The sequence below is a fragment of the Carnobacterium gallinarum DSM 4847 genome, assembly GCF_000744375.1.
Taxonomy (GTDB): domain Bacteria; phylum Bacillota; class Bacilli; order Lactobacillales; family Carnobacteriaceae; genus Carnobacterium; species Carnobacterium gallinarum.
In genome coordinates this window covers 598,366-621,610 of record NZ_JQLU01000005.1, presented here as the reverse complement: position 1 = coordinate 621,610, position 23,245 = coordinate 598,366, and the positions used below count along the sequence as shown (strand labels likewise).

The following is a 23,245-nucleotide window of genomic DNA, read 5'->3' as shown; positions in this document are numbered from 1 at the left end:
CATAGATTTAGGAGGAAGAAAAAATGGGAACACCAAATATTTTATTAACAAGAATTGATAATCGTTTAGTTCATGGACAGGTTGGAATGACTTGGACCAATACACTAGGGGCCAACTTAGTTGTTGTGGCAAATGATGAAGTTGCCGCTGACCCAGTTCAACAAAACTTAATGGATATGGTTTTACCGGACACAGTTGAAATCCGTTTTTTTACACTAGAAAAAACGATTCGTATTATTAGTAAGGCTGCTCCAAGACAAAAAATCTTATTGGTTATTAAAACACCAGAAGATGCGTTGACTTTAGTGGAAGGAGGTGTGCCGGTTAAGGAGATAAATATCGGGAATTTACATTTTTCGGAAGGGAAAAAACAAATTTCATCAACGATTTCAGTGGATGAACAAGATAGTGCGATTTTTGAAAAGTTAAATGAACTGGGGATTAAATTAGAGGCGAAAGGAATTCCTAGCGAACGTGGTTACGATTTAATGAAGAGGTTAAAGGACAGTTAAGTTAGTTAGATAAAGGAGGAAATGGAATGTTAGTACAAGCATTATTAATTGGACTTTGGGCGGGAATTGCCGGAATTGATTTATTTAATGGGCTAACTCATATTCATCGACCATTAGTGACAGGAGCAATTATTGGACTTATTTTAGGTGATTTCAAAGTAGGATTAATGGCAGGCGCAACGTTAGAGTTAGTTTGGGCTGGAATGGTTCCGCTTGCAGGAGCGCAGCCACCGAATGTTGTTATCGGTGGAATTATTGGAAGTTCATTTGCAATTTTGTCTAAACAGCCACCAGAAGTTGCAGTTGGAATTGCTGTGCCATTTGCAGTAGCAGTGCAAGGTTGTATCACATTAATCTTTACAGCATTCTCGCCAGTTATGCATAAAATGGATGATTTAGCTGTTGAAGGAGATACAAAAGGAATTGATCGTTTAAATTATTTAGAACCAATGATTTTATTTGTTTTTTATTTTATTATTGCCTTTCTACCAATCTACTTTGGTGCTGAGCAAGCTGGAAATATTGTGGCGTTGTTACCTGAATGGTTAATTGGTGGTCTGGGAGTTGCAGGTGCTATTATGCCAGCAGTTGGTTTTGCGATGTTACTAAAAATCATGTTTAAAATCACATATGCGCCATTCTTTGCTATTGGTTTTGTCGCAGCTGCATATGGTCAACTTCCAATTTTAGCTGTAGCAATTATCGGAATTTCAATTGCTGCTTATGATTACTTTATTGGTGGGAAATCCAATGATAGCAATAGTGGCAGTAAACCAGTATTAGCGATAGATGGGGAAGAAGAGGAGGATTATAGCGATGGGATCTAATGATGCAAAAAGTAAAGTTGACTTAATTCAAGAAGATTATCAAGATCCAACTGTCCGCAAGGTGATTACTAAGAAGGACTTAAATAAAATGACTTGGCGCTCGTTATTGCTACAAGGTTCATTTAACTATGAACGTATGCAAGGTGGTGGTTGGACCTATAGTTTAATTCCTGGTTTAAAGAAAATTCATCAAAATAAAGACGACTTGTCTTCTTCTTTATTAGATCATCTGCAATTTTTTAATACTCATCCATTTTTAGTCACGTTTATGCAAGGTGTTATTCTCGCAATGGAGGAAAACAAGGAAAAAAGGTCAACAATTCGCGGGATTAAAGTTGCGATGATGGGCCCACTTGGTGGGATTGGGGATGCACTTTTCTGGTTAACATTGTTGCCAATTACGGCAGGGATTGGAGCTTCTTTAGCTGCTGATGGAAATGCTTCAGGTCCGATCCTGTTTTTAGTAGTCTTTAATCTAGTTCATTTTGGTTTGCGTTTTTTCCTAATGCGTTATGGCTACAATACTGGAACAAAGGCGATTGTTTCCTTAAAAGAAAGTACCAAAAAAATCTCACGTGCGGCTTCTATTGTGGGGTTGACGGTTATTGGAGCCTTGATAGCAACGGTTGTTAATTTTAATTTAGGCTTGACGGTTAAAGCAGGCGGAGTCAAAGTTGACATTCAAGGCGGCGTACTTGATCAAATTATGCCAAAAATGTTGCCGTTACTTTATACATTCTTCTGTTACTGGATGCTTAAAAAAGGAAAATCACCATTGCTATTAATTGGCATTACTGTTTTAGTCGGTGTTATTGGGAAATTTATCGGATTATTTTAAAAATTTGAAAGTGGGAAAGAGTATCGTCTCTTTTCTGCTTTTATAAAGAAATCAGGGATGGTCAAATGAAAAAAGTCATTTATGCAGAAAAATTTTTCTTAGAGTCAGGTGTTGTAGGACCGGGTTTTTTAACTTTAGATGAAACTCGATTTGGTGAATTTTCCTTGGAATTACCTGGCGGAGAGATCGAAATTTTAGATTACACAGACAAATGGATTGCACCGGGATTGGTGGATACTCATATTCATGGTTTGTTAGGTTATGACGTGATGGACAATGAGGCTGCAGGAATTCATGCTATTTCAGAAGGTCTTTTAGCTTGTGGCGTTACATCATTTTTGCCAACAACACTAACAGCTTCGACAGAACAATTGGATTCAGTCGTTGAAATGATTGGCAAGATGTATCAAAAGGTTAAGGGAGCTAAGATTCAAGGGATTTTCTTAGAAGGTCCATTTTTTACAGAAAAACATAAAGGCGCTCAAAATACGAGTTACTTTGGTGATCCGAGCCTTGCTAAATTAGAGAAATGGCAAATCAAATCAGAAGGCTTAATTAAGAAGATTGCGATTGCTCCAGAACGAGAAGGGGTAGCAGAATTTACTCGGTTTGCGAAAAAATTAGGTATTTATGTTGCCTTGGCTCATAGTGATGCTACTTATCAAGAAGCTAAAACAGCTGTTGAAAATGGAGCTTCTATTTTTGTGCATACCTACAACGGCATGAGTCCTTTAAATCATCGTGAGCCGGGAATGGTGGGCGCAGCGATGTCGTTAAAAAATGTTTTTAATGAGCTAATTTGTGATGGGCATCATGTTCATCCTGTAGCCGCTGATATTTTAATGAATGCAACTGGTCGTGATCGAATTGCTTTAATTACGGATTGTATGCGAGCAGGAAGAATGCCAGATGGTAATTATCAACTAGGAGAATTTCCTGTGACGGTTCAATCCGGCGTTGCGAGTTTAGAAAGCGGCAGTTTAGCAGGTAGCGTTTTACAACTGAAGGATGCGATTAAAAATGTGGTGGATTGGGGAATTGCCACACCTTTTGAAGCGATTCAGATGGGAAGCTCAGTTCCTGCAAAAAGTGTTGGAATTGCTGATAAATGTGGCAAGATTGCCTATGGACTGGCAGCAGATTTTATTGTGTTGTCAAAGGAATTAGAACTAGAAGCAACGTATTTAGAAGGTTCATTGGCTTACCAAATTAAAAATAAGAAGGAGTTATGATTCATGTTAACCTTAACGAAAAATAAAAGAGCGGCTTTAGAACGATTGTCTGATGAAAATGGAATTATTGGCGCTTTGGCGATCGACCAAAGAGGCTCATTAAAGAAAATGATTGCGCAAGATAGTCCGAAAGAAATCGGCGACGAAGGAATTATTCGGTTTAAAGAAGTGGTTTCAGAAGAATTAACGCCTTACGCAAGTTCGATTTTATTAGACCCAGAATTTGGTTTGCCAGCGGCGAAGGTCCGTGATTCAGAGGCGGGACTATTAATTGCTTATGAAAAAACAGGCTATGATGCTTCAGAACCCGGTCGTTTACCAGATTTATTGCCTAATTGGTCAGTGAAGCGGTTAAAAGAAAATGGCGCAGACGCGGTGAAATTCTTGTTATATTATGATGTAGATGAAGCTGCTGAAATTAATGAATTAAAACATGTCTTTATGGAACGAGTTGGTTCAGAATGTGTTGCAGAAGATATTCCTTTCTTCTTAGAGTTGGTTTCGTATGATGCAGAAAATGACGATGTTAATGGAAAAGAATATGCTAAAGTCAAACCTCATAAAGTGATTGACATGATGAAAGAATTCTCAAAACCACAATACAATGTGGATGTGTTGAAAATGGAAGTTCCAGTAAATATGAATTATGTGGTCGGATTTGGTGAGGAAAGTGTGTACTCTAGAGAAGAAGCATTGGGTTATTTTACTGAACAGGGTCAAGCAACGGAGCTACCATTTATCTTCCTGAGTGCTGGTGTCAGCGCTGAATTATTCCAAGAAACCTTGCAGTTTGCCCATGAAGCTGGCTCCCGTTTCAATGGTGTTTTATGTGGACGAGCAACATGGAAGAATGGCGTCGCTCCATTTGCCAAAGAGGGAGAAGTGGTTGCCAGAGAGTGGCTACAAACTACAGGAAAAGCCAACATTGAAGCGTTGGATCAAGTCTTAAAAGGAACAGCGCAACCTTGGTATTCAAAAGTAAATTAATTAAAAATAGATGACTCTTTTCTTCGATTGTTTGCTGAGTAATAGTCATCCCTTCATTTTTTGTTAATAAATTTTAGTTTAAAATTACTTTAGAAAGAAGTCGATATGAAATTTGGAAGAAATGATTGTAACAAATAAAAAACGAACAGGACGCAATCCGATTGTATCCTGTTCATTTTATATATTTTACTATGTTAATATGAGAATCGAATGCCCAAATAATCCGTACGAGAATTGTGATTTTCAAAAATGATAATTGCAAGAAACCAATTTTTTGTAAATGCTGATTTTTTGCAATCTAATTTCTTTTTATCATTAGAGAACTAACAGTCTCCTCAGCCCCTTTAAACCCGCTCAACCCTACTGTTAAAACCGAATAGTTATCGGTAACGCTAGCAACTACGATGACAATAGTACTAGATGTAGTTAAAATGGTTATTTTTTTAGAAAAACTATTTATTTTGTAATGACCAGACAACTGCTCACCATTGGAGTTAGTATAATCAGCAGTATTTTCATGGAAAATAAATTCTCCTGTGTCTCCATCACTGGTTTGGAAATTCCAACTTGAATTTTTTATTTCATTTTTCAATGAGCTATCCCTTGAAGTAAAAACCATAAATAAAATAATAAGAGATATAATTAATACGAAAATTAAATATGGAACCTTTTTTTTCTTATTCATGATAACCTCCTGTAAGTATATATTTATAATTTATCATAAATATATAACGGTGTAAATGTTTATTATTTGCTATTGCATAATATTTACATATGTTATATTATTGGGATATATTAATTTTATTAACTAAATTTAATTAATAAAACTATTGAAAAGGGGTTTATTTTAATGAGAATGAAAAAGAAAATTTTTAGTTTATTATTTTGTGGAGTAGCACTAGCATTAATGGGTACAATTGTAATTCCTGCAAGTAATGCTTATGCAGAAGAAGGAAAGACAATTTCTGAATTGGTAAAAACTGATGAAATGAAGCGGACAATCAGTACGTTCAACTTAAATGAGACACTAGGAAATATTGAAATGAAAATTATAGCTCATATGAATGAAAACGCTATAAAAATTGATCCGGAAAGTTTTGAATATTTTGAATATTTAGATGGTTTTGTAGTAAATGAAAATAATATAATTAAGAATACAGATTTTTATGAGTATGCAAAAGAATTTTCGATTATTTATGTAGCTAGAATTGGAGCAATTCAAGAAGCTGATGGTAGCAATAAAGAAGAGGTAAGTCTGGCAAGAGAAGAACTCTTAAAGAAATCTTTTAACGATATAAAGAATGAAAATATTTCTGATTTATTAGAAACTGAAACTATGGGTTCTATTAATAATCCTATGAGCAGAAGAAGTACAGCGCTAAATGTAGCCAACGCTGTAAAGTATGCTAAAACCTATGGTAAAGGTCATAATATAGCTTTTCCTGTATATAAAGAAGATTGTACAAACTTTGCTTCTCAAATAGCATTTTATGGTGGAGTCGAACAATCTTCAAAAGTTAATGGGTCAGGAAATAGTTGGTTTTCAACAAGTGGAGCAAGTACTGCATGGAAACTTGCACATAATTTTGCAACTTACTGGACTGCAGAAGGTAAAAATGTACGAGGTTATACGACTGTTTCATCTGTAAAGGCAAATGCTACAGTTGGAAATTTTTTAGCATATAGTTCAAGAAATTCGTATCAAATTCATCACATCACATTTGTGACCCAAAAAGTAGGAAGTAAATTATATATTTCTCAACACAGTACGAATAGATCAAATGAAGATTGGGATATAGTATCTGCTGGAGTATTGAATGAGGATACAGTTTTAATAATAAAATTCTAAGACAGTAGTGGTTGTAAACAAAATAAGTTTAAATTAAAAAGAGTCAATAATAAATCTAATCTAGTAGAAACTCAAAAGCGACACAAGCCTGCTGTATTACTTTTGAGTTTCTAACTTAGTTTGATTCATGGTTCTTAAAACAGTTATTTTGAAAAAGAAAAATTGTATGTAAATTTATGTTAGTGTAGTGACCCAAAAAGTTAGACTTTTTACAGAGTAGATTTTCTACTCTGTTTTTTTACATAGTTTTACTCATTTTATTTCTAAATTGAACGTTGTTAGTCTAATTTTTTTGATTCGCAAATGATTATAATGGTCAATAGTCATTTTAAATTCTACGTCATATTTTGTCATATAAAAAGACCTCAAAAAGTTGCCTTTTTGGGGTCGGTACATCTAAATAAAAGAATCCTCTATTTTATTTATTTAATTCGTATCGCATAAGAATCCAATAGGATACGGGACATAACTTGTAAAGGAAGTCTGGAGCGAACTTCATAATCAGGGAAATATGAGATGGATGATTTATAGCCGACAAAAGCGAGTTCAGATAATTGCGCTAAAAGTCCTTCGGCGTTAGCCGTAAATGTAATTGAAGACACTTTGTTGTGCTGACAATTTTTAGCGGCTTCGACTAATTCTGGTGTTTCTCCGTTTAAAGAAATAAAAATCACAATATCGTCTGGACTGATTTTTTTACTAATACTCCGAATGATATTAGGATCATCGTGTAACTCACAACTTTTCCCCATTAATTGAAATTTAATCATCATTTCTTTGGCGATTAGTTCAGAAAAGCCACGTGCAAATATAATAATTTTCTTAGAAGCTTTTATTTTCTGAATCGCATCTTCAATAGTGCCGCTATCAAGCATTTGAATCGTTCGGGTGACTTCTTGTTCATTTTTGATAATCGCTTCACGAATCTTTTGATCGACTTGTTCCATAATGGCAAAACGAGGATTGTGTTCTTCCTCCTCCTTCAAATGGTGCTTAAAAGAAGTAAACCCTTCATAGCCTAATTTTTTCATTGTACGCACAATGGTAGCTGTGGAAACATTGGCTTGCTCACTTAATTTAACAATCGAAATCTCAGGCATTTCATCTAAATGCTCTTCAATATAAGCTAAGAGATACTGTTCAGAATTACTTAGTGTGAGTTTATGTTCAGCGATTCTTTTTGAAAATTGTGCATTCATGATTGATTCCCCCAATAGTAACAAATGAAATTGAAAAGTTTTTCAGCCAAAAACACTAAATTATCCTTAAAACTGAAAACCTTTACAATCTTTTTTCTGTCATACTACTAGTATAAAGAAAGGCAAGCTAAAAAGAAAGAAGGGGTTTCATGATTTATACATGCACAATGAACCCAGCGATTGATTTATTTGTTTCCACTAATGAATATTTACCAGAAATAGTTAATCGAACGGTGGAGGATGATGTTCAAGCAAATGGCAAGGGAGTTAATGTTTCATTCGTTTTAAAAATGTTGGATATTGAGAGTAAAGCGTTAGGATTTAGTGGTGGATTTACTGGTCGTTTTATTGAAGAGGAGTTGCAAGAAAAAGGCATTCAAACAGATTTTGTTAAGGTAGATGGATTAACGCGAATTAATGTTTTTACTCATGTTGAATCAGAAAATACAGAATATAAACTAGTAAATCAAGGTCCACTGATTCAAGAAAAACAGATACAGCAATTGTTAACTCAGATTAGCGAGTTAACCAAAGAGGATTTATTGATTGTTTCTGGCAGTAATCCTAAAGGAATCACAGATGAGGTTTTGAAGAAGATTGCTGAAATAGCGAAAAAAAATAAATTTCGTTTCGTACTGGATACAAGTTCAGCAGTAGTCATGGATTGTTTAGAAGCAAAACCTTACTGCTTAAAACCAAATGATGAAGAATTAGCTGTCTGGTTTCAAAAGACAGCGTTATCCGATTCGGAATTGTTGGAAGCGGGGAAACAATTGATCTTATCAGGAGCTGAAATGGTATTGGTTTCACTGGGAAGTAAAGGTTCATTGTTTTTCAGCAAAGAGAAGATTTTATACGGCAATGCACCAACTGGGAAAGTCGTCAATACGGCATGTGCGGGGGATACGTTATTGGCAACCTTTATTGGGTGTTTAGAAAAAGGCGCTGCAACAGAAGCTGCTTTGAAAATGGCAATTGCTGCCGGAAGCTCAACTGCTTTTTCACCAGGATTAACCGATTTTAAAGATGTTAAGGAACTACAGAAACAGATTACGATCAAAGATTTAACAACCAAATGATATGGAAAAAGGAGTGAAAATAAGATGTCAGAATTTAAAATTGTGGCAGCAACTGGCTGTCCAACTGGTATTGCTCACACGTACATGGCGCAAGAGGCCTTGGAGCAAGCAGCTAAAGCAAAAGGAATTAGCATTAAAGTAGAAACACATGGTCAAATTGGAGTTGAAAATGCGTTATCGGAAGCTGAAATTGCTAATGCAGATGCTGTTATTATCGCGGCAGATAAAGATGTTCATGCTGAACGTTTTGTGGGGAAACGAGTAATTGATGTATCTGTAAGTAAAGGAATCAAAGAAGCAACTAAATTAATTCAAGATGCATTAGATGGTAAAGGCTCAATTATGGCTGGCGAAACTTCAAGTGCCAGCAACTCAGATCAAAAAATTGATGCAGCTGAATCACTGGAAAATAAAACCAATATTGGACGTTTAATCTATAAACATCTAATGAATGGTGTTTCTCATATGTTGCCCTTTGTTGTCAGTGGTGGGGTACTTGTGGCGATTTCCTTTTTGTGGGGCATCTACTCAGCTGATCCAGCAAATGCCCAATACAATGAATTTGCTGCTAATTTAAAGACTATTGGTGGTTTGGCGATGGGGCTAATGGTCCCCGTTTTATCTGCTTATATTGCTGAAAGTATTGCAAAACGTCCCGGTTTAGTTGTGGGATTTGTTGGTGGTTTGATTGCTTCTAATGGCGGAACAGGTTTTCTAGGTGGAATTGTTTCAGGGTTTTTAGCCGGGTATGTAATTGTTCTGTTAGGCAAACTACTACAAAAATTACCAAAATCATTAGATGGATTGAAAGCGATTTTCTTATATCCAGTAATTGGCGTCTTTGTAACGGGTTTAATCATGACAGGAATCTCAGCCCCAATGGAAAGTATCAACAATGGCATGATGGATTTCTTAGCAGGCTTTCAAAATTCAAGTCCAATTGTTTTAGGGGTTATTGTTGGATGTATGTGTGCATTTGATATGGGCGGTCCAATTAACAAGGCGGCTTATGTTACAGGGACAGCACTATTAGCACAAGGAAATACCTATTTTATGGCGGGTGTTTCAGCTGCCTGTATTGCACCACCATTAATTACAGGGTTTGCAGTGTTATTCTTTAAAGATTATTTTGATAGCAACGAACGAAATGCAGGACTTGTGAACTTTATTTTAGGGTCAACGCATATTACCGAAGGCGCGATTCCGTTTGCAGCAAAAGATCCGATTCGTGTCATTCCAGTGATGATGCTTGGTTCATCGATTGCCGCGGTTCTAACTTACATGTTTAATGTTCAAGTTCCAGCACCTCATGGAGGATTTCTAGTGTTACCTGTTGTGACTCATGGGTTGTTATGGGTAGTAGCGATTTTAATTGGATCAATCGTTGGAGGGCTTTTATTAGGCTTAATCCACAAGCATATTATTGGAAAAGCACCAGTCAAAGCTTAACAAAAAGAGGAGCGAATAAAGATGGAACTATTAGCAAATGAATGGATTCGTTTAGATGAGAATGTAACAGATCAAGCAGCCGCTTTTCAATTAATTGCCAAAATTGCTTATGAAAACGGATTAGCAACAAGCCAAGCAGCCGTTTTAGTAGGATTGGAGCAACGGGAAGCTGAAGGAACAACGGGAATGATGGATGGATTTGCCATTCCTCATGCAAAAAGTAGTGAGATTCAGCAACCAGCAATTATTATTTTGAAATTAACGAAGGGTGTCGAATGGAATTCAATGGATGAAAAACCGATTGATTTTGTGATTTCATTATTGATTCCAGAAGCTGAAAAAGGCACAACTCATCTACAATTATTATCAAAAGTAGCGAGATTATTAATGAATGAAGAAGCAAAAACTGCATTAAAATCAGCTAATTCAAAGGAAATTATTATTCAAACGATTAAAGAGCGAATTGCTTAATAAAAATAAAGGAGTTTTAAAAATATGTTAACCTTAACGAAAAATAAAAGAGCGGCTTTAGAACGATTGTCTGATGAAAATGGGATTATTGGCGCTTTGGCAATTGATCAAAGAGGCTCGTTAAAGAAAATGATTGCCCAAGATAGTCCAAAAGAAATTGGTGATGAAGGCATTATTCGGTTTAAAGAGTTGGTTTCGGAAGAATTAACGCCTTATGCAAGTTCAATTTTATTAGACCCAGAATTTGGTTTGCCAGCAGCGCAAGTCCGTGATTCAGAGGCGGGGCTATTAATTGCTTATGAAAAAACAGGCTATGATGCGTCAGAACCTGGTCGTTTACCAGACTTATTGCCTGATTGGTCAGTGAAACGTCTAAAAGAAAATGGCGCAGATGCTGTGAAATTCTTGTTATATTATGATGTAGATGAATCCGCTGAGATCAATGAATTAAAACATGTTTTTATGGAACGGGTTGGTTCAGAATGTGTTGCCGAAGATATTCCTTTCTTCTTAGAGTTGGTTTCATATGATGCAGAAAACGCTGATGTTAACGGAAAAGAATATGCCAAAGTCAAACCACATAAAGTGATTGACATGATGAAAGAATTCTCAAAACCACAATACAATGTGGATGTGTTGAAAATGGAAGTCCCAGTAAATATGAATTATGTGGCTGGTTTTGGTGATGAAAGTGTGTATTCTAGAGAAGAAGCATTAGGTTATTTTACTAAGCAAAGTCAAGCAACAGAGCTACCATTTATCTTTCTAAGTGCTGGCGTTAGTGCTGAATTATTCCAAGAAACGTTACAGTTTGCCCATGAAGCCGGATCTCGTTTCAACGGTGTTTTGTGTGGGCGAGCAACGTGGAAGAATGGCGTAGCTCCATTTGCCAAAGAGGGAGAAGACGTTGCTAGAGAGTGGTTACAAACTACAGGGAAAGCCAATATTGAAGCGTTGGATCAAGTCTTAAAAGGAACAGCGCAACCTTGGTATTCAAAAGTAAATTAATTAAAAATAGAAAAACAGATTTTAAAATCAGATGTTTGATTTTAAAGTCTTTTTTTTAGTCAATAAAAAATAGGGAATTAGATTTTCTGACGTGTTTAGTAGATACTATTTTTGAATATAAATTAATCTTAAGAAAAGTATTTTTTATAGCATCTTATTTATTATCTTGTATAATAAGAAGTAGTCTAAAAGGATAGGGGATAGCAATGAGTACTTTAGGAAATATTTTATGGTTTATTTTTGGTGGATTAGTGTCCGGACTTGGTTGGATTTTAGCAGGTATTTTGTGGTCAATTACGATTGTTGGGATTCCAATCGGGCAACAGTGTTTTAAGATAGCAGGTTTGACATTCTTTCCATTTGGTAAAGAAGTCGTCTATAATGGTTCCAGTTTGTCGATTGTGGTAGATATTATTTGGTTGATTGTTAGTGGGCTTCCATTAGCGATAACACATTTAGTTAGTGGAGCTATTTTTTGCATCACAATTGTGGGAATTCCATTCGGATTACAATGTTTCAAATTAGCACGTCTTGCTTTAATGCCTTTCGGTGCTGAAGTAGTTCAAAAATAAGTAATAAAAATAAAATCAGATTTCTAGTGCTTCCTTACTAGAAATCTTATTTTTTTGATGTAATTAGGCTGATGTATTTTCTAGGATTTTAAATAGTAATTTTTAGCAAAATAAAAAAACAAATAAGTAATCGTAGTTGTTAACGAGTTTATTCTAAGAATTCTAGCTTTCCTAATGAAATTCATTTATAAATAAAGTATAATGGAGGACAGTAACTACATGGTCAAGAAAGAGGGAAATGGATGAGCTATCAAGCACTTTATCGGGTATGGCGTCCCCAACGTTTTCAAGACATTGCCGGACAGCGTGCCATTACACAAACACTTAGAAATGCTTTGATTCAAGGGAAATCAAGTCATGCTTATTTATTCACTGGACCTAGAGGAACAGGTAAAACAAGTGCGGCGAAGATTTTTGCCAAGGCTATTAACTGTCATTTTTTAGAGAATGGCGAGCCTTGTAATGAATGTGAATCATGTAAAGCAATTACTTCTGGACAGTTAAATGATGTTATTGAAATTGATGCGGCTAGTAACAATGGTGTTGAAGAAATTCGCGACATTCGGGATAAGGCAAAATATGCACCAACTAGTGCTGACTATAAAGTTTATATTATTGATGAAGTGCATATGCTTTCTACAGGGGCCTTCAATGCACTCTTAAAAACATTAGAAGAACCGCCTAAAAATGTTATTTTTATTCTCGCAACAACAGAACCTCATAAGATACCTTTGACGATTATTTCACGAACACAGCGTTTTGATTTTAAACGTATTTCTGTGAAGGATATTTGTGAGCGAATGGTGTATATTTTAAATCAAGAAAAAATTGGTTTTGAAGATGCAGCATTACCAGTTATTGCTCGGGTCGCTGAAGGTGGAATGCGGGATGCTTTGAGCATTTTAGATCAAGTTATTTCATATGGAGATGATATGGTCACTTTAGCTAACGCTATGAGTGTTACTGGAAGTTTAACTCAAGAGCTCTTACTTAATTATTTTGATGCGATTTTAACGCATAATACTGAGCAAGGGCTGTCTCTCTTACAAAGTATTTTGGCAGAAGGAAAAGATGCTGCCCGTTTTGTTGAGGATTTAATCTTATTCAGTCGAGATTTACTCGTTTATCAGCAAGCTCCGCAAATGATTGAATTGTTGGAAGAAGCTAGTGCTGATAGTAGTTTTAAAGAGTTAAGTGAGAAAATGCCAGCAGAGAGTTTGTATCAAGTGATTACGATTTTAAATGAAACTCAAAGTGAGATGCGTTTTAGCAATCATCCGGATATTTATCTTGAAGTGGCAACTGTTAAAATGACCCAATTACGTGGAACTACGGGAGTGACGGCAGTGGTAAGTGAGATGCCAATTCCAGTGCATACTGCCAATTCAGTTCAAAGTCAGCCATCATCAAATGGAGATGTTTCCCAACTAGAAGCAGAAATGCAAGCTTTGAAAAAACAACTACAAGAAATGAAAGAGCAAGGTATCGGTACAGCTGTTAAAAAAGCACCAGCTAAAGTGGTTCAAAAGAAAGCGAATGGTGGTCAGTTTAAGCCGAATACTACAGCGATTTATAGTGTGTTAAAAGAAGCGACTAAAGATAATTTACTACAATTACGTGATTTGTGGCCAGACTTGTTGAATATGTTATCGGTAACGCAACGTGCGATTATGAAAGCTTCAACACCAGTAGCAGCCAGCCCAAGTGGTTTAATTGTTTCATTTGAATACGATATTTTGTGTCAAAAAGCAACGAATGATACTGAGTTGAGTGAAGCGATTAGTGAGTATATGCGCCGTTTGATTGGACATACACCCACTATGATTTGTGTGCCAAGTGAACAATGGCCAACGATTCGCACGCAATATCTAAGTCAAAATAAAGCAGCTTCAAGTCCAAGTGAGGAATCTCCTGCATCACCAGCGATGAATCAAGGATCTGCTACTGGAACTCAAGGCACAAAGCCAGTAACCGAATCAAATTCAACTAAACCAGAGCCTCAACAATCACAGCAAGCGGAATTTACAAATGTACCTTCACCATTTGATGGTTTAGATGATTTTGCCGCACCACCGGAAGAAAATCCAGAGGATAACTCGATTGTTAGTGAAGCCATGCAGTTGTTTGGAGAATCAATTGTTGAAGTAATTAATGACTAGTGATGAAAATAAGACGGCAGTAATGTGTATCAATTTCTATTTATTGAGATTTGTACAGCAACCATTAGTGTCTGTCTTTTTTTATTTTATAAAAAATAGGGGCAATAGGATAAAAGGGAAATTTAAATATGGATATGTTAAACCAACCTTTAAGTCCTAGAGAAACAGGCTTATATAGAGAATACTGGGAATTTAGCAAAAAGTGAAAGACAGATTTACTATTTAAAGAATTAGAAAATCAACAATATAGTATAAAAATTGGTGAAGAATTAGAAGTAATTGCTACAATTCATTCATTAGAGAAAAACGTTCATTTATTTGGCGAAAAAAACATGCTATTATACAAACATTAAGGATAAAGAGAAAATTGTCTAGGGTATTTATATAATAAATCCGCATTCTGTTGGGATTTCGAGCATATTGAGTTTATAAGAAAGTAAAGTTATTCTTTATTTTAGACGGAGTGCTTCACTGTTTTTTGTTTTCCTGTTATAATAAAAGAGTCGATGACTGTAGAATAAATATAGTGAACAATAAAATAGACTGATTAACGAGAGGAAGATTTTAAGATGCGTGGAATGGGAAATATGCAAGGTATGATGAAACAAATGCAAAAAATGCAAAAGGAAATGGGCGAAACGCAAGAGGCTCTAAACCAAAAAGAGTTTGTTGCAAGTTCAAGTAGCGATTTAGTAACGGTTACAATGACTGGTGATAAAAAAATGAAAGATATTGTCATTAAACCAGAAGCTGTGGATCCAGATGATATTGAAATGTTACAAGATTTAGTTATTATGGCAACAAATGCTGTTTTAGAAAAGATTGAAGTTGAAACGCAAGCAACAATGGGCAAATTCACTAAAGGAATTCCAGGATTCTAAATCAATACGATTCAAATGGGGCGCAGATATTGTGTCCCATTTTTAACCTAATTCGCTAAATTATTTAGCAACCAAATGAATGCGAGGAAAAAAAATGCATTATCCAGAACCGATTTCAAAATTAATTGATAGTTATCAAAAATTACCGGGAATTGGCGCGAAAACGGCAGCACGTTTAGCATTCTTTACGATTGATATGAAGGAAGAGGATGTTACCGATTTTGCTAAAGCCCTAATTAGTGCTAAACGAGATTTACATTATTGTTCGATTTGTGGCAATATTACCGAGGAAGATCCTTGCGAAATCTGCCAAGATAAAACTCGTGATCGGAGTGTTGTTTTAGTAGTAGAAGATCCTAAAGATGTCATTTCAATGGAGAAAATGCGTGAATATCATGGGCTGTATCATGTTTTACATGGTGTTTTGTCTCCAATTGAGGGAACAGGACCTGAAGATATTAATATTCCTAGCTTGATTAAACGTTTGCAGGCAGATGAAATTAATGAAGTGATTATTGCAACGAATGCAACAGCAGAAGGCGAAGCAACGGCTATGTATTTGTCACGTTTGATTAAACCAGCAGGGATTAAAGTAACACGATTAGCTCATGGTTTGTCTGTCGGAAGTGACATTGAGTACGCAGATGAGATTACCTTGCTTAAGGCTGTTGAAGGTCGAAGAGAACTTTAAGAAGGAGGAAATTATCATGGTATTTGGCAGAAGAAAAAAAGGGCTATTGCGTAAAGAATACGATGAAGAATTACTTGAGTTGATGTATCGTACCAAAGATGAGTGGGAGTACAAAAAAGGCATCGAGGATTCTGTATTTGATAAGGATGGTCTGTTATTTTCTCAAACAAAATTGGCAGAGGCAAAGTATTTTTATCTATTCAAAGAGGCTCGGATTAGAGAAATAAAAAGCACAAAAGTAAGATAAATGAATACAAGATAAAAGGAGGTCTGAATTGATGAAGGAGAGTAGTTACTTCAATCAACAACAACGGCCTCTTTTTGCAGCTTTGAAGCAGCATGGAGAGAAAGAGCAGTTTTCCTTCCATGTTCCAGGTCATAAAAATGGATTAAACTGGATTGATGAAATGGCTGTATTTAGAGACGTATTGAAATTTGATCAAACAGAAGTCACAGGCTTAGATTATTTACATGAATCAGAAGGTGTATTAAAAGAAAGTCAGGATTTATTGACTGATTTTTATCAAAGTCAGCAAAGTTATTATTTAGTAAATGGTTCAACTGTAGGGAATCTGGCAATGATTATGGGAACGACAACTAAAGGTGGTAGCGTTTTTGTTGATCGTAATGTGCATCAGTCAATTATTCATGGATTAGAACTAAATGGATTGCAGCCAATCTTTTTAGCACCAGAGATTGATGTTCAAAATCAGTCGCCAGTGGGAATTTCTCTAGAAACTTTACGAAATGCTTTTATGCGTTATCCAACCGTAGAAGCTTTAATTTTAACTTATCCAACATATGATGGAGCGATTTATCCTATCAAGGAGTTACTAGCGTTAGCTAAAGAATACAAGTGTATAACTTTAGTGGATGAAGCTCATGGAGCGCACTTTGTAGTAGCAGAGAAAAATAGGGAGTTTCCAATGTCGGCTTTGGCTTATGGTGCAGATATAGTTGTGCAATCAGCTCATAAAATGTTACCGGCTCTGACTCAGGGAGCGTATTTGCATATTGGTACGTCACTTTCTCAGCCTCATAAAAAGCGGGTGGAGCATTATTTACATATGTTCCAGTCTAGTAGCCCATCTTATTTATTGATGTTGTCGTTAGAATATGCTCGTTGGTTTGTGGCAAATTTGACAGTTAGGGATAGTGAAGCAAGTTGTGAATTAGTGCGTATATGGGCTAAGTGGTTCCAACAGCATGACTTGAAGGTCTCGTTTTGTGATGATCCATTAAAATTAATTGTAGCTTCGGACAGATTGAATGGGAGTGAACTAAGTCAGGTGATTGAGTCGGTTGGGCTATTTCCTGAACTGGCAGATGAGAAAAAAATACTTCTGACCTTTCCGTTAATAAAAGTGGAGCAGATGATTGATTTTCAACCAAATGACAATAGTTTAGTTGTGCCAGATAAAAAAAAATCGTTACAAAAATTTCAAAAAATAGAACGTCTACCTAGCTATCCCGGGTGTACTAATCTAGCGATTGACTATGGGAAGCAGCAAGAATTAGAAACGGAAAAGTTAGATTGGGAGATGTGCTTAAATCGGGTGAGTGCTAAAAATATTATTCCTTATCCGCCGGGAGTTCCGTTAGTGTTAAAAGGTGAGCGAGTTGCAGAAGAACAGTTAAAACAACTTCATGTGTGGCATAATCAAAAGGCAAGAATTGTTGGCTTGGATGATAAAGCGCAAATGGAAGTGTATTGTGAGGAAGTTTAGTTTGAAAAAAAGTGGTCTTTAATCTGTTTTATAGATTAAGGGCTTTTTATTTCTTATCAATAAGATTAGTCCTATCTTGTTTGTGATCCATTTTTTTGGTATATTCAAATAAGCTAAATAAAAGCTAACATATTTGCGTGATAAGAAATAAGTACTTAAAGGATAGGGGCAATTTTAAGATAGGGGGGAATTTATGAAAGGAAAGTTAGCTAAAACCAGTGAACAAGTACTTGAAAAGCAGGAAGGTTTTACAAAAAATGAAGTGACGGAGGATACTAAATATTATTTATTAGTCGCTTTTAGTCTTTCCTTAATGATGTTAGGTTTTGTGTTTCAAACACCAGGAGAAATCTGGGAAGGCATGAAACTTATTATGACTTCTTCAGGAAAACTGTTAACGGATTATATGGAATTAGCTTCAATTGGTGCAGCTTTTTTTAATAGTGGCTTATTGACATTATTAAGTGTTTTAATGGTTCGTTCGCAAAAAGTGAGTATTTCAGGACCACTTGTTGCAGGGATTTTAACAGTTTGTGGATTTTCATTATTTGGGAAAAATTTATTTAATTCGATTCCGATTACATTAGGGGTTGTATTATATGCTAAATTCGAGCATCGTCCATTTTCACATTTCTTATTGATTAGTTTATTTGGAACAGCATTAGGACCGGTAGTAAGTGAGCTAGCCTTTGGTATGGGATTTGAACCGGTGACGGGAATTTTAATTGGCTATGGTGTAGGAATTATTATTGGTGCGATTTTGCCACCGCTATCAGGTCATTTTTTAAGCTTCCATAAAGGATTTAGTTTATATAATATTGGCTTTACTTCGGGGATTATCGGGATGTTTATTACATCGGTTATTCGTATGTTTGGTGGCACTATTGAAAGCGCCTCGATTTTATCTAGTGGAAATAATGTTAACATGTCGATTGTTGTATTTAGCTTTTGTTTGCTGTTATTTATGCTTGGTTTTTATTATAATGGTAAGAGCTTAAGTGGTTATCCGTTGTTATTAAAACATTCAGGGAAACTAGTGACAGATTTCTTTTTATTAGAAGGATTTGGGAAAACTTTAATTAATATGGCCTTGCAAGGTGTGATTGCAACGTGTTATGTTTTATTAGTTGGTGGACAATTAAATGGTCCAATCATTGGTGGGATCTTTACGATTATTGGATTCAGTGCTTTTGGAAAACATCCACGAAATAGTATTCCAATTTTTATTGGAGTGTATCTAGCTTCGATTTTGAATATTTATCAACCGGATTCTACAAATGCTTTGCTAGCAGCGTTATTCGGTACAACGTTGGCACCGATTAGTGGATATTATGGAAGTGTTTATGGAATTATTGCAGGGTTTATGCACATGGCGTTGGTCATGAACGTTGGTTATTTACATGGTGGAATGAACTTGTATAATAATGGTTTTTCAGGAGGCTTTACAGCAGCACTCTTGGTTCCCATCTATGATGCTATTTTGAGTCGGAAAAAGGAGTAATGTCATGTATATGAATGAAGAGCGAAATAAAGCACAAAAAATTATGCAAGAATTAGTGGGTTATTTCTTTGATAATAAGGTTGAAGATGTTCAAATTAATTTGACTGTTAATAAAGAGGGAACTTGGTTAGAAATTGAAGGTCAGATTTCTCAGTGTCCGAATGATTTAACGAGTCTTCGTAGCTTGTTAGAAGTAAAACGACAACCAGAGATGGACGATTATTACGAACATTTAATGGGGATGCATTGTGAACAGGAAGATTATAGTTTAGTTGGGATGCTAGTGGATTCTGTGGAGATTAGCTATCAAGAAGAGGAGAACTTGTTAAATCTCCGAATTTATCGTGAGAATTTGTATTGAGATTGGATTTATCAATAAAAACTCTTGAAAGTTAGATGCTTAATCTAACTTTCAAGAGTTTATTTTAGTAGAGAACTATAATTCTTTCTTCATTACGATTTTCCGAATTAATTCATGTTTTCGTAATGTGTAAATACTGAAGGCTGTTCCTGAAGTACCAATTAACAACCAGTCAATCCAAGCAGTTGCTTCGTTGCGTGGAGCTAAAGAGAGAAATAGAAAGATTTCTCGTAGAATTTCAGCGAAAAGAGAACGAATCAGGCTACCTTCAATTTTTTCATGAAGTAGAAAGCCAATTCCGTATTTTAAGCCGAAAATAAAAATCCAACCAATTAAATACCGAAAACCCGCTCGTGATTCTACAATTTTTTTATAAATAGGTGTTTCCTCTCCGTTAATGCGGACATAGCTTTTATTGGCTTCTACAAGTTTTACTTCAACATGGCTAGCCTGAAAAAATCCAATTAAAAGTCCGATCAGGCTGATTAGAAGAATACCTACTAATGAGATTGATTTTTCTCCCTCAGGAAGTGTTAAGGATAATTGATACAGTGAGAATATAGGAATCGCTACAAAGTTTAGTCGAGATACCCGCTCAAAAGAAAATTGTTGATACATAAAATATAGTAAGACTGCAAATTCTAAAAATAAATTCATTGAAACCCCTCTATCTAAAAAGTTTTATCTACTTATTATACTGCTAAATGAGTAGAAAAAGGCAAAAAAAAGAACAGAAAATTAATTGAATTTACAGAAACTTTTAAAATTATGCAAGCAACTAAGTATTTCAGGTTAAATCCTGTTATAATAAGGAAATAGATATGTAGGGAAAGGATGATATACATGTTATCATTTGACGAGAAAAAGGCAATTTTTGATAGCTACTCAGAGTTGACGGTTAATGAAGTTTCAATGAATCGTTTAAACTATCATTTTACAGAAAGTGCGGTAGCCAAAACAACGGTTGTAAAATTCTTACACCCTAAAAATGGGAATGCCTTAATTTATGCGGGGTATTTGCCTGATGAAGAGACGGTTAAAGGGTATATTTCAATTAGAGATGAAGATGAAGGAACAATTCATAAGCTTGTACAACAGGCAATTGAATATTTAAAGAAAACTGAGGATGGTTTTGAAGAAGGTTATTCGGAGGAATGGCAAGACGATCATCGAGATGTATTGACTTTACAGTATTCTAATGGCATGTGGTCGATCTTAATGTCTCATGGTGGACTTGAGGCAATTTTTAAAACAAAAGAGGCTGCTGAAGGTTACTTGGCAGATGAAGGTTTTTTTTATTAATTGTAATGTGAATTTGGGGAGAACATTATTTTATTAAGGGGTATAAATTGGGGGAGTTCATAGTTGCTAGATAAAATCAGAGATTTTCAGGAATTATTTAGACGTATGGATGAAAATAGCCGAGAATCAACATTTGATTGGCGAACGTTATTTGTTATTAATTTTACATTTTGGAGTTTTTTTACGGGACTGTCAGGCGCTATTATCATGATTAAAGTCATGACGGGATCAGAGAAGGAAAGTATTTTAAATGGTCTACTTTTAATTGGAATCACTTCAATTGCTGTTTTTTTAATTTGGTTCCTTAGACGTAGCCGATTTTTGGAAGAAAAGTATAAAAATTTTCCTGATGGTGTGAATAAACGTCCGAGTATTTTGAAAGAATTGGCTATTTTATGTGGAGGCTGTAGTTTAATTTTTTTATGTTTCTGGGTGATTTTACAGTTAAATTAAATTCTTGAGGCGGAAGAATTAGACGGTTAAGTGTGGATAAAGTATAATAAGAATTAGATATAGAAGATAAGGGGTAGGGTAAAGTGGAAGGTATTTTTATAACGATTGAAGGTCCAGATGGTGCTGGTAAGACGAGTGTACTTCGGGAGTTGTTGCCAAGGCTTGAGGACGCGATGACAATTGATATTGTTGCAACTAGAGAGCCAGGCGGTAGTCGAATTGCTGAAGAAATTCGCGAATTAATTTTAAATCCAGCGAATACAGAAATGGATGTTCGAACAGAAGCTTTGCTTTATACTGCATCTCGCAGACAACATTTAGTAGAAAAAATTAAACCAACATTGGCAAGAGGAGCATTATTAATTTGTGATCGTTTTGTGGATAGTTCATTGGTTTATCAAGGTGCTGGTCGTGGAATTGGTATTCAAGAAGTTGCTGAAATGAATCGATTTGCAACAGAGGGAATTGAGCCAGACTTAACGCTTTATTTAGATATTGAAGCCAGTGTAGGTTTGGAGCGGATTAATCGTAGTAAGGAAGAACGTCAATTTGACCGATTGGATCAAGAAAAACTTGAATTTCATGAACAAGTTCGTGCTGCCTACTTAACTTTAGTGGAAGATAATCAAGAACGAATTATATTAATTGATGCTGCAGGATCAATTGAAGAAGTAGTTACAACGTGCTTTAATTTAATTAAGGAACGATTTCCAACAAGATTTTAAACTAAATAAAATTGAGAGAGGTTGATTAAAATGAAATTAGTACTAGCGATTGTACAAGATAAAGATAGCGGACGTTTATCAAATGAATTTGTGGATGCTGGAGTTCGTGCCACTAAACTTTCAACAACAGGTGGCTTTTTAAAAGCAGGAAATACGACATTTATTGTTGGGATTGAAGATGAACGTGTTCAGGAAGTACTGAATATTATTAAAGATACTTGTCAGGCAAGAGAACAATTTATGACGCCTCCAATTAGTTTAGATGTTTCAATGGACACACATATGCCTTATCCGATTGAAGTTCAAGTTGGTGGTGCAACTGTCTTTGTTATGCCAGTTGATCAGTTCCATCAATTTTAATCATGAGAGAAGAAACTGAGGTTATGGGTATGGAAAATGAACAAAATCTAGAATGGCTCCAACCGCAGCTTTTTACTCGATTTAAACAAAATCTTAAGCATGGGCAACTTGCTCATGCTTACCTTTTTGAAGGCGTTGCTGGAGTTGGGAAAAAAGAGATGGCATTATGGTTAGCACAAGGTGTTTTTTGTTTAAATAAACAGGAAGATAATTTACCTTGTGGTCACTGTCAGAATTGTACCCGAATTCTAGAACATCAGCATCCTGATGTGATTGAGTTAGCGCCAGATGGTCTTTCGATTAAAGTGGATCAAGTTAGAGAATTAAAAGTCGAATTTTCTAAAAGTGGTGTTGAAAGTCGTCAAAAGATTTTTATTGTAGAAGATGTCGAAAAAATGACAATTGGAGCAGCGAATAGTTTACTAAAATTTTTAGAAGAACCAGAGGGAACCGTAATTGCTTTTCTACTGACAACAGCTAAGCAACGTATTTTACCGACTATTTTATCCCGCTGTCAATTAGTGCATTTTTCTCCATTATCGAAAAAAATGCTATTAAATGAACTGCAAAAATCTGATATTAGTGAAAATCAAGGTTCATTATTGGTACATTTAACAAATAGTTTAGAAACAGCAGTTGAAATGAATCGCAATGAGTGGTTTAATGAATCTAGGGGAATTATTTGGAAATGGTTTCAATTAATTTCTCAAAATGAAAAACAGGCTTTTATTTTTGTTCAAACAGATGTGATGCCTCACTTTAAAGAACGTGAGCAACAACTGTTAATTTTTGAATTATTGTTATTGGCTTATCGAGATGCGTTGATGCTTTTATATGGTTCCGTTGATTTATTAGCCTATCCTCAATATCAAAAAAATTTACAGGAGTTTCTGGCGCAAAGTCGAGGAAAAGATATTACTCAGGCAATCGAAACGATTTTGTTCAGTAAGAAAAAACTGGAAAGCAATGTTTCTGCTCAAGGTGTATTTGAACAAATGGTCCTTCTATTAATGAGTGTATCTCCCGTAAAAACAAGATAAAGCCGGAGTGTGAGGGAACGTT

26 protein-coding genes are annotated in these 23,245 nt (G+C 35.5%); 23 read left to right on the top strand and 3 right to left on the bottom strand.

The window, feature by feature from the left end; translation table 11 throughout:
• The first annotated feature begins 23 nt into the window (after positions 1-23).
• The 5 genes from agaV to lacD (BR43_RS07775) all read left to right on the top strand — a co-directional run bounded on the left by agaV (position 24) and on the right by lacD (BR43_RS07775) (position 4,396).
• Positions 24-512, top strand: coding sequence for a PTS N-acetylgalactosamine transporter subunit IIB (gene agaV, locus BR43_RS07795; RefSeq protein WP_034560867.1), 489 nt, complete (start codon positions 24-26; stop codon positions 510-512).
• Positions 513-538: 26 nt separating this feature from the next.
• A complete protein-coding gene (agaW, locus tag BR43_RS07790) occupies positions 539-1,339 on the top strand; it encodes a PTS N-acetylgalactosamine transporter subunit IIC (RefSeq protein ID WP_034560865.1) in 801 nt (266 codons plus the stop codon).
• Complete coding sequence (locus tag BR43_RS07785; protein WP_034560863.1) at positions 1,329-2,177, top strand: PTS system mannose/fructose/sorbose family transporter subunit IID; 849 nt, start codon at positions 1,329-1,331, stop codon at positions 2,175-2,177. Before agaW ends, BR43_RS07785 begins: the two co-directional genes overlap by 11 nt.
• A gap of 65 nt (positions 2,178-2,242) precedes the next feature.
• Positions 2,243-3,409, top strand: coding sequence for an N-acetylglucosamine-6-phosphate deacetylase (nagA, locus tag BR43_RS07780; protein ID WP_034560861.1), 1,167 nt, complete (start codon positions 2,243-2,245; stop codon positions 3,407-3,409).
• 3 nt (positions 3,410-3,412) lie between these two features.
• Positions 3,413-4,396 carry a tagatose-bisphosphate aldolase gene (gene lacD / locus BR43_RS07775; RefSeq protein ID WP_034560859.1) on the top strand — a complete coding sequence of 328 codons (984 nt, stop codon included), beginning with the start codon at positions 3,413-3,415 and terminating at the stop codon, positions 4,394-4,396.
• Positions 4,397-4,694: 298 nt separating this feature from the next.
• Here the strand turns inward: lacD (BR43_RS07775) and BR43_RS07770 are convergent, their stop codons facing one another.
• Positions 4,695-5,081 (bottom strand): hypothetical protein, encoded by a 387-nt coding sequence (locus BR43_RS07770; protein WP_034560857.1) that lies wholly within the window; start codon positions 5,079-5,081, stop codon positions 4,695-4,697.
• Positions 5,082-5,246: 165 nt separating this feature from the next.
• Here BR43_RS07770 and BR43_RS07765 point away from each other — a divergent pair, with 165 nt between their 5' ends.
• Positions 5,247-6,245, top strand: coding sequence for an amidase domain-containing protein (locus tag BR43_RS07765; protein WP_034560856.1), 999 nt, complete (start codon positions 5,247-5,249; stop codon positions 6,243-6,245).
• A gap of 422 nt (positions 6,246-6,667) precedes the next feature.
• On the opposite strand, the gene BR43_RS07760 is transcribed toward BR43_RS07765, so the two are convergent.
• Entirely contained in the window at positions 6,668-7,444 is a 777-nt protein-coding gene (locus BR43_RS07760; protein ID WP_051933869.1) for a MurR/RpiR family transcriptional regulator, read from the bottom strand.
• Between the two features lie 149 nt (positions 7,445-7,593).
• Here BR43_RS07760 and pfkB point away from each other — a divergent pair, with 149 nt between their 5' ends.
• The 12 genes from pfkB (at position 7,594) to BR43_RS07700 (ending at position 19,343) form a co-directional block, all read left to right on the top strand.
• Positions 7,594-8,523, top strand: coding sequence for a 1-phosphofructokinase (gene pfkB, locus BR43_RS07755; RefSeq protein ID WP_034560854.1), 930 nt, complete (start codon positions 7,594-7,596; stop codon positions 8,521-8,523).
• A 24-nt stretch (positions 8,524-8,547) separates the two neighbouring features.
• Positions 8,548-9,972, top strand: coding sequence for a PTS fructose transporter subunit IIC (locus BR43_RS07750; RefSeq protein ID WP_034560852.1), 1,425 nt, complete (start codon positions 8,548-8,550; stop codon positions 9,970-9,972).
• Between the two features lie 21 nt (positions 9,973-9,993).
• Positions 9,994-10,443, top strand: a complete 450-nt coding sequence (locus tag BR43_RS07745; protein ID WP_034560850.1) for a PTS sugar transporter subunit IIA — start codon at positions 9,994-9,996, stop codon at positions 10,441-10,443.
• A 24-nt stretch (positions 10,444-10,467) separates the two neighbouring features.
• Entirely contained in the window at positions 10,468-11,451 is a 984-nt protein-coding gene (gene lacD, locus BR43_RS07740) for a tagatose-bisphosphate aldolase (protein WP_034560848.1), read from the top strand.
• Positions 11,452-11,657: 206 nt separating this feature from the next.
• The gene (locus BR43_RS07735; protein WP_034560847.1) at positions 11,658-12,023 is read left to right on the top strand and encodes a YccF domain-containing protein; all 366 of its coding nucleotides are present in this window, start codon (positions 11,658-11,660) and stop codon (positions 12,021-12,023) included.
• Positions 12,024-12,265: 242 nt separating this feature from the next.
• Complete coding sequence (gene dnaX / locus BR43_RS07730) at positions 12,266-14,182, top strand: DNA polymerase III subunit gamma/tau (RefSeq protein WP_034560845.1); 1,917 nt, start codon at positions 12,266-12,268, stop codon at positions 14,180-14,182.
• Positions 14,183-14,751: 569 nt separating this feature from the next.
• On the top strand, positions 14,752-15,063 hold the full coding sequence (locus tag BR43_RS07725) for a YbaB/EbfC family nucleoid-associated protein (RefSeq protein ID WP_034560842.1): 312 nt from the start codon (positions 14,752-14,754) through the stop codon (positions 15,061-15,063).
• Between the two features lie 94 nt (positions 15,064-15,157).
• Positions 15,158-15,754 carry a recombination mediator RecR gene (recR, locus tag BR43_RS07720; protein WP_034560835.1) on the top strand — a complete coding sequence of 199 codons (597 nt, stop codon included), beginning with the start codon at positions 15,158-15,160 and terminating at the stop codon, positions 15,752-15,754.
• A 16-nt stretch (positions 15,755-15,770) separates the two neighbouring features.
• On the top strand, positions 15,771-16,001 hold the full coding sequence (locus BR43_RS07715) for a YaaL family protein (RefSeq protein ID WP_034560833.1): 231 nt from the start codon (positions 15,771-15,773) through the stop codon (positions 15,999-16,001).
• A gap of 31 nt (positions 16,002-16,032) precedes the next feature.
• Positions 16,033-17,481, top strand: a complete 1,449-nt coding sequence (locus BR43_RS07710; protein WP_034560831.1) for an aminotransferase class I/II-fold pyridoxal phosphate-dependent enzyme — start codon at positions 16,033-16,035, stop codon at positions 17,479-17,481.
• 193 nt (positions 17,482-17,674) lie between these two features.
• Complete coding sequence (locus tag BR43_RS07705; protein WP_034560821.1) at positions 17,675-18,982, top strand: DUF1576 domain-containing protein; 1,308 nt, start codon at positions 17,675-17,677, stop codon at positions 18,980-18,982.
• A gap of 4 nt (positions 18,983-18,986) precedes the next feature.
• Complete coding sequence (locus BR43_RS07700) at positions 18,987-19,343, top strand: hypothetical protein (protein ID WP_245617838.1); 357 nt, start codon at positions 18,987-18,989, stop codon at positions 19,341-19,343.
• Between the two features lie 75 nt (positions 19,344-19,418).
• Here BR43_RS07700 and BR43_RS07695 read toward each other — a convergent pair whose 3' ends face one another.
• A complete protein-coding gene (locus tag BR43_RS07695; protein ID WP_034560818.1) occupies positions 19,419-20,000 on the bottom strand; it encodes a hypothetical protein in 582 nt (193 codons plus the stop codon).
• A gap of 177 nt (positions 20,001-20,177) precedes the next feature.
• On the opposite strand from BR43_RS07695, the gene BR43_RS07690 reads away from it, so the two are divergent.
• The 5 genes from BR43_RS07690 to holB all read left to right on the top strand — a co-directional run bounded on the left by BR43_RS07690 (position 20,178) and on the right by holB (position 23,223).
• Complete coding sequence (locus BR43_RS07690) at positions 20,178-20,645, top strand: hypothetical protein (RefSeq protein WP_245617837.1); 468 nt, start codon at positions 20,178-20,180, stop codon at positions 20,643-20,645.
• 63 nt (positions 20,646-20,708) lie between these two features.
• Positions 20,709-21,098 carry a hypothetical protein gene (locus BR43_RS07685; RefSeq protein WP_034560809.1) on the top strand — a complete coding sequence of 130 codons (390 nt, stop codon included), beginning with the start codon at positions 20,709-20,711 and terminating at the stop codon, positions 21,096-21,098.
• A gap of 83 nt (positions 21,099-21,181) precedes the next feature.
• Positions 21,182-21,823 (top strand): dTMP kinase, encoded by a 642-nt coding sequence (gene tmk / locus BR43_RS07680; protein WP_034560807.1) that lies wholly within the window; start codon positions 21,182-21,184, stop codon positions 21,821-21,823.
• Between the two features lie 30 nt (positions 21,824-21,853).
• Entirely contained in the window at positions 21,854-22,183 is a 330-nt protein-coding gene (locus BR43_RS07675; RefSeq protein ID WP_034560804.1) for a cyclic-di-AMP receptor, read from the top strand.
• Between the two features lie 29 nt (positions 22,184-22,212).
• Positions 22,213-23,223, top strand: a complete 1,011-nt coding sequence (gene holB, locus BR43_RS07670) for a DNA polymerase III subunit delta' (RefSeq protein WP_034564905.1) — start codon at positions 22,213-22,215, stop codon at positions 23,221-23,223.
• Positions 23,224-23,245: the final 22 nt, after the last annotated feature.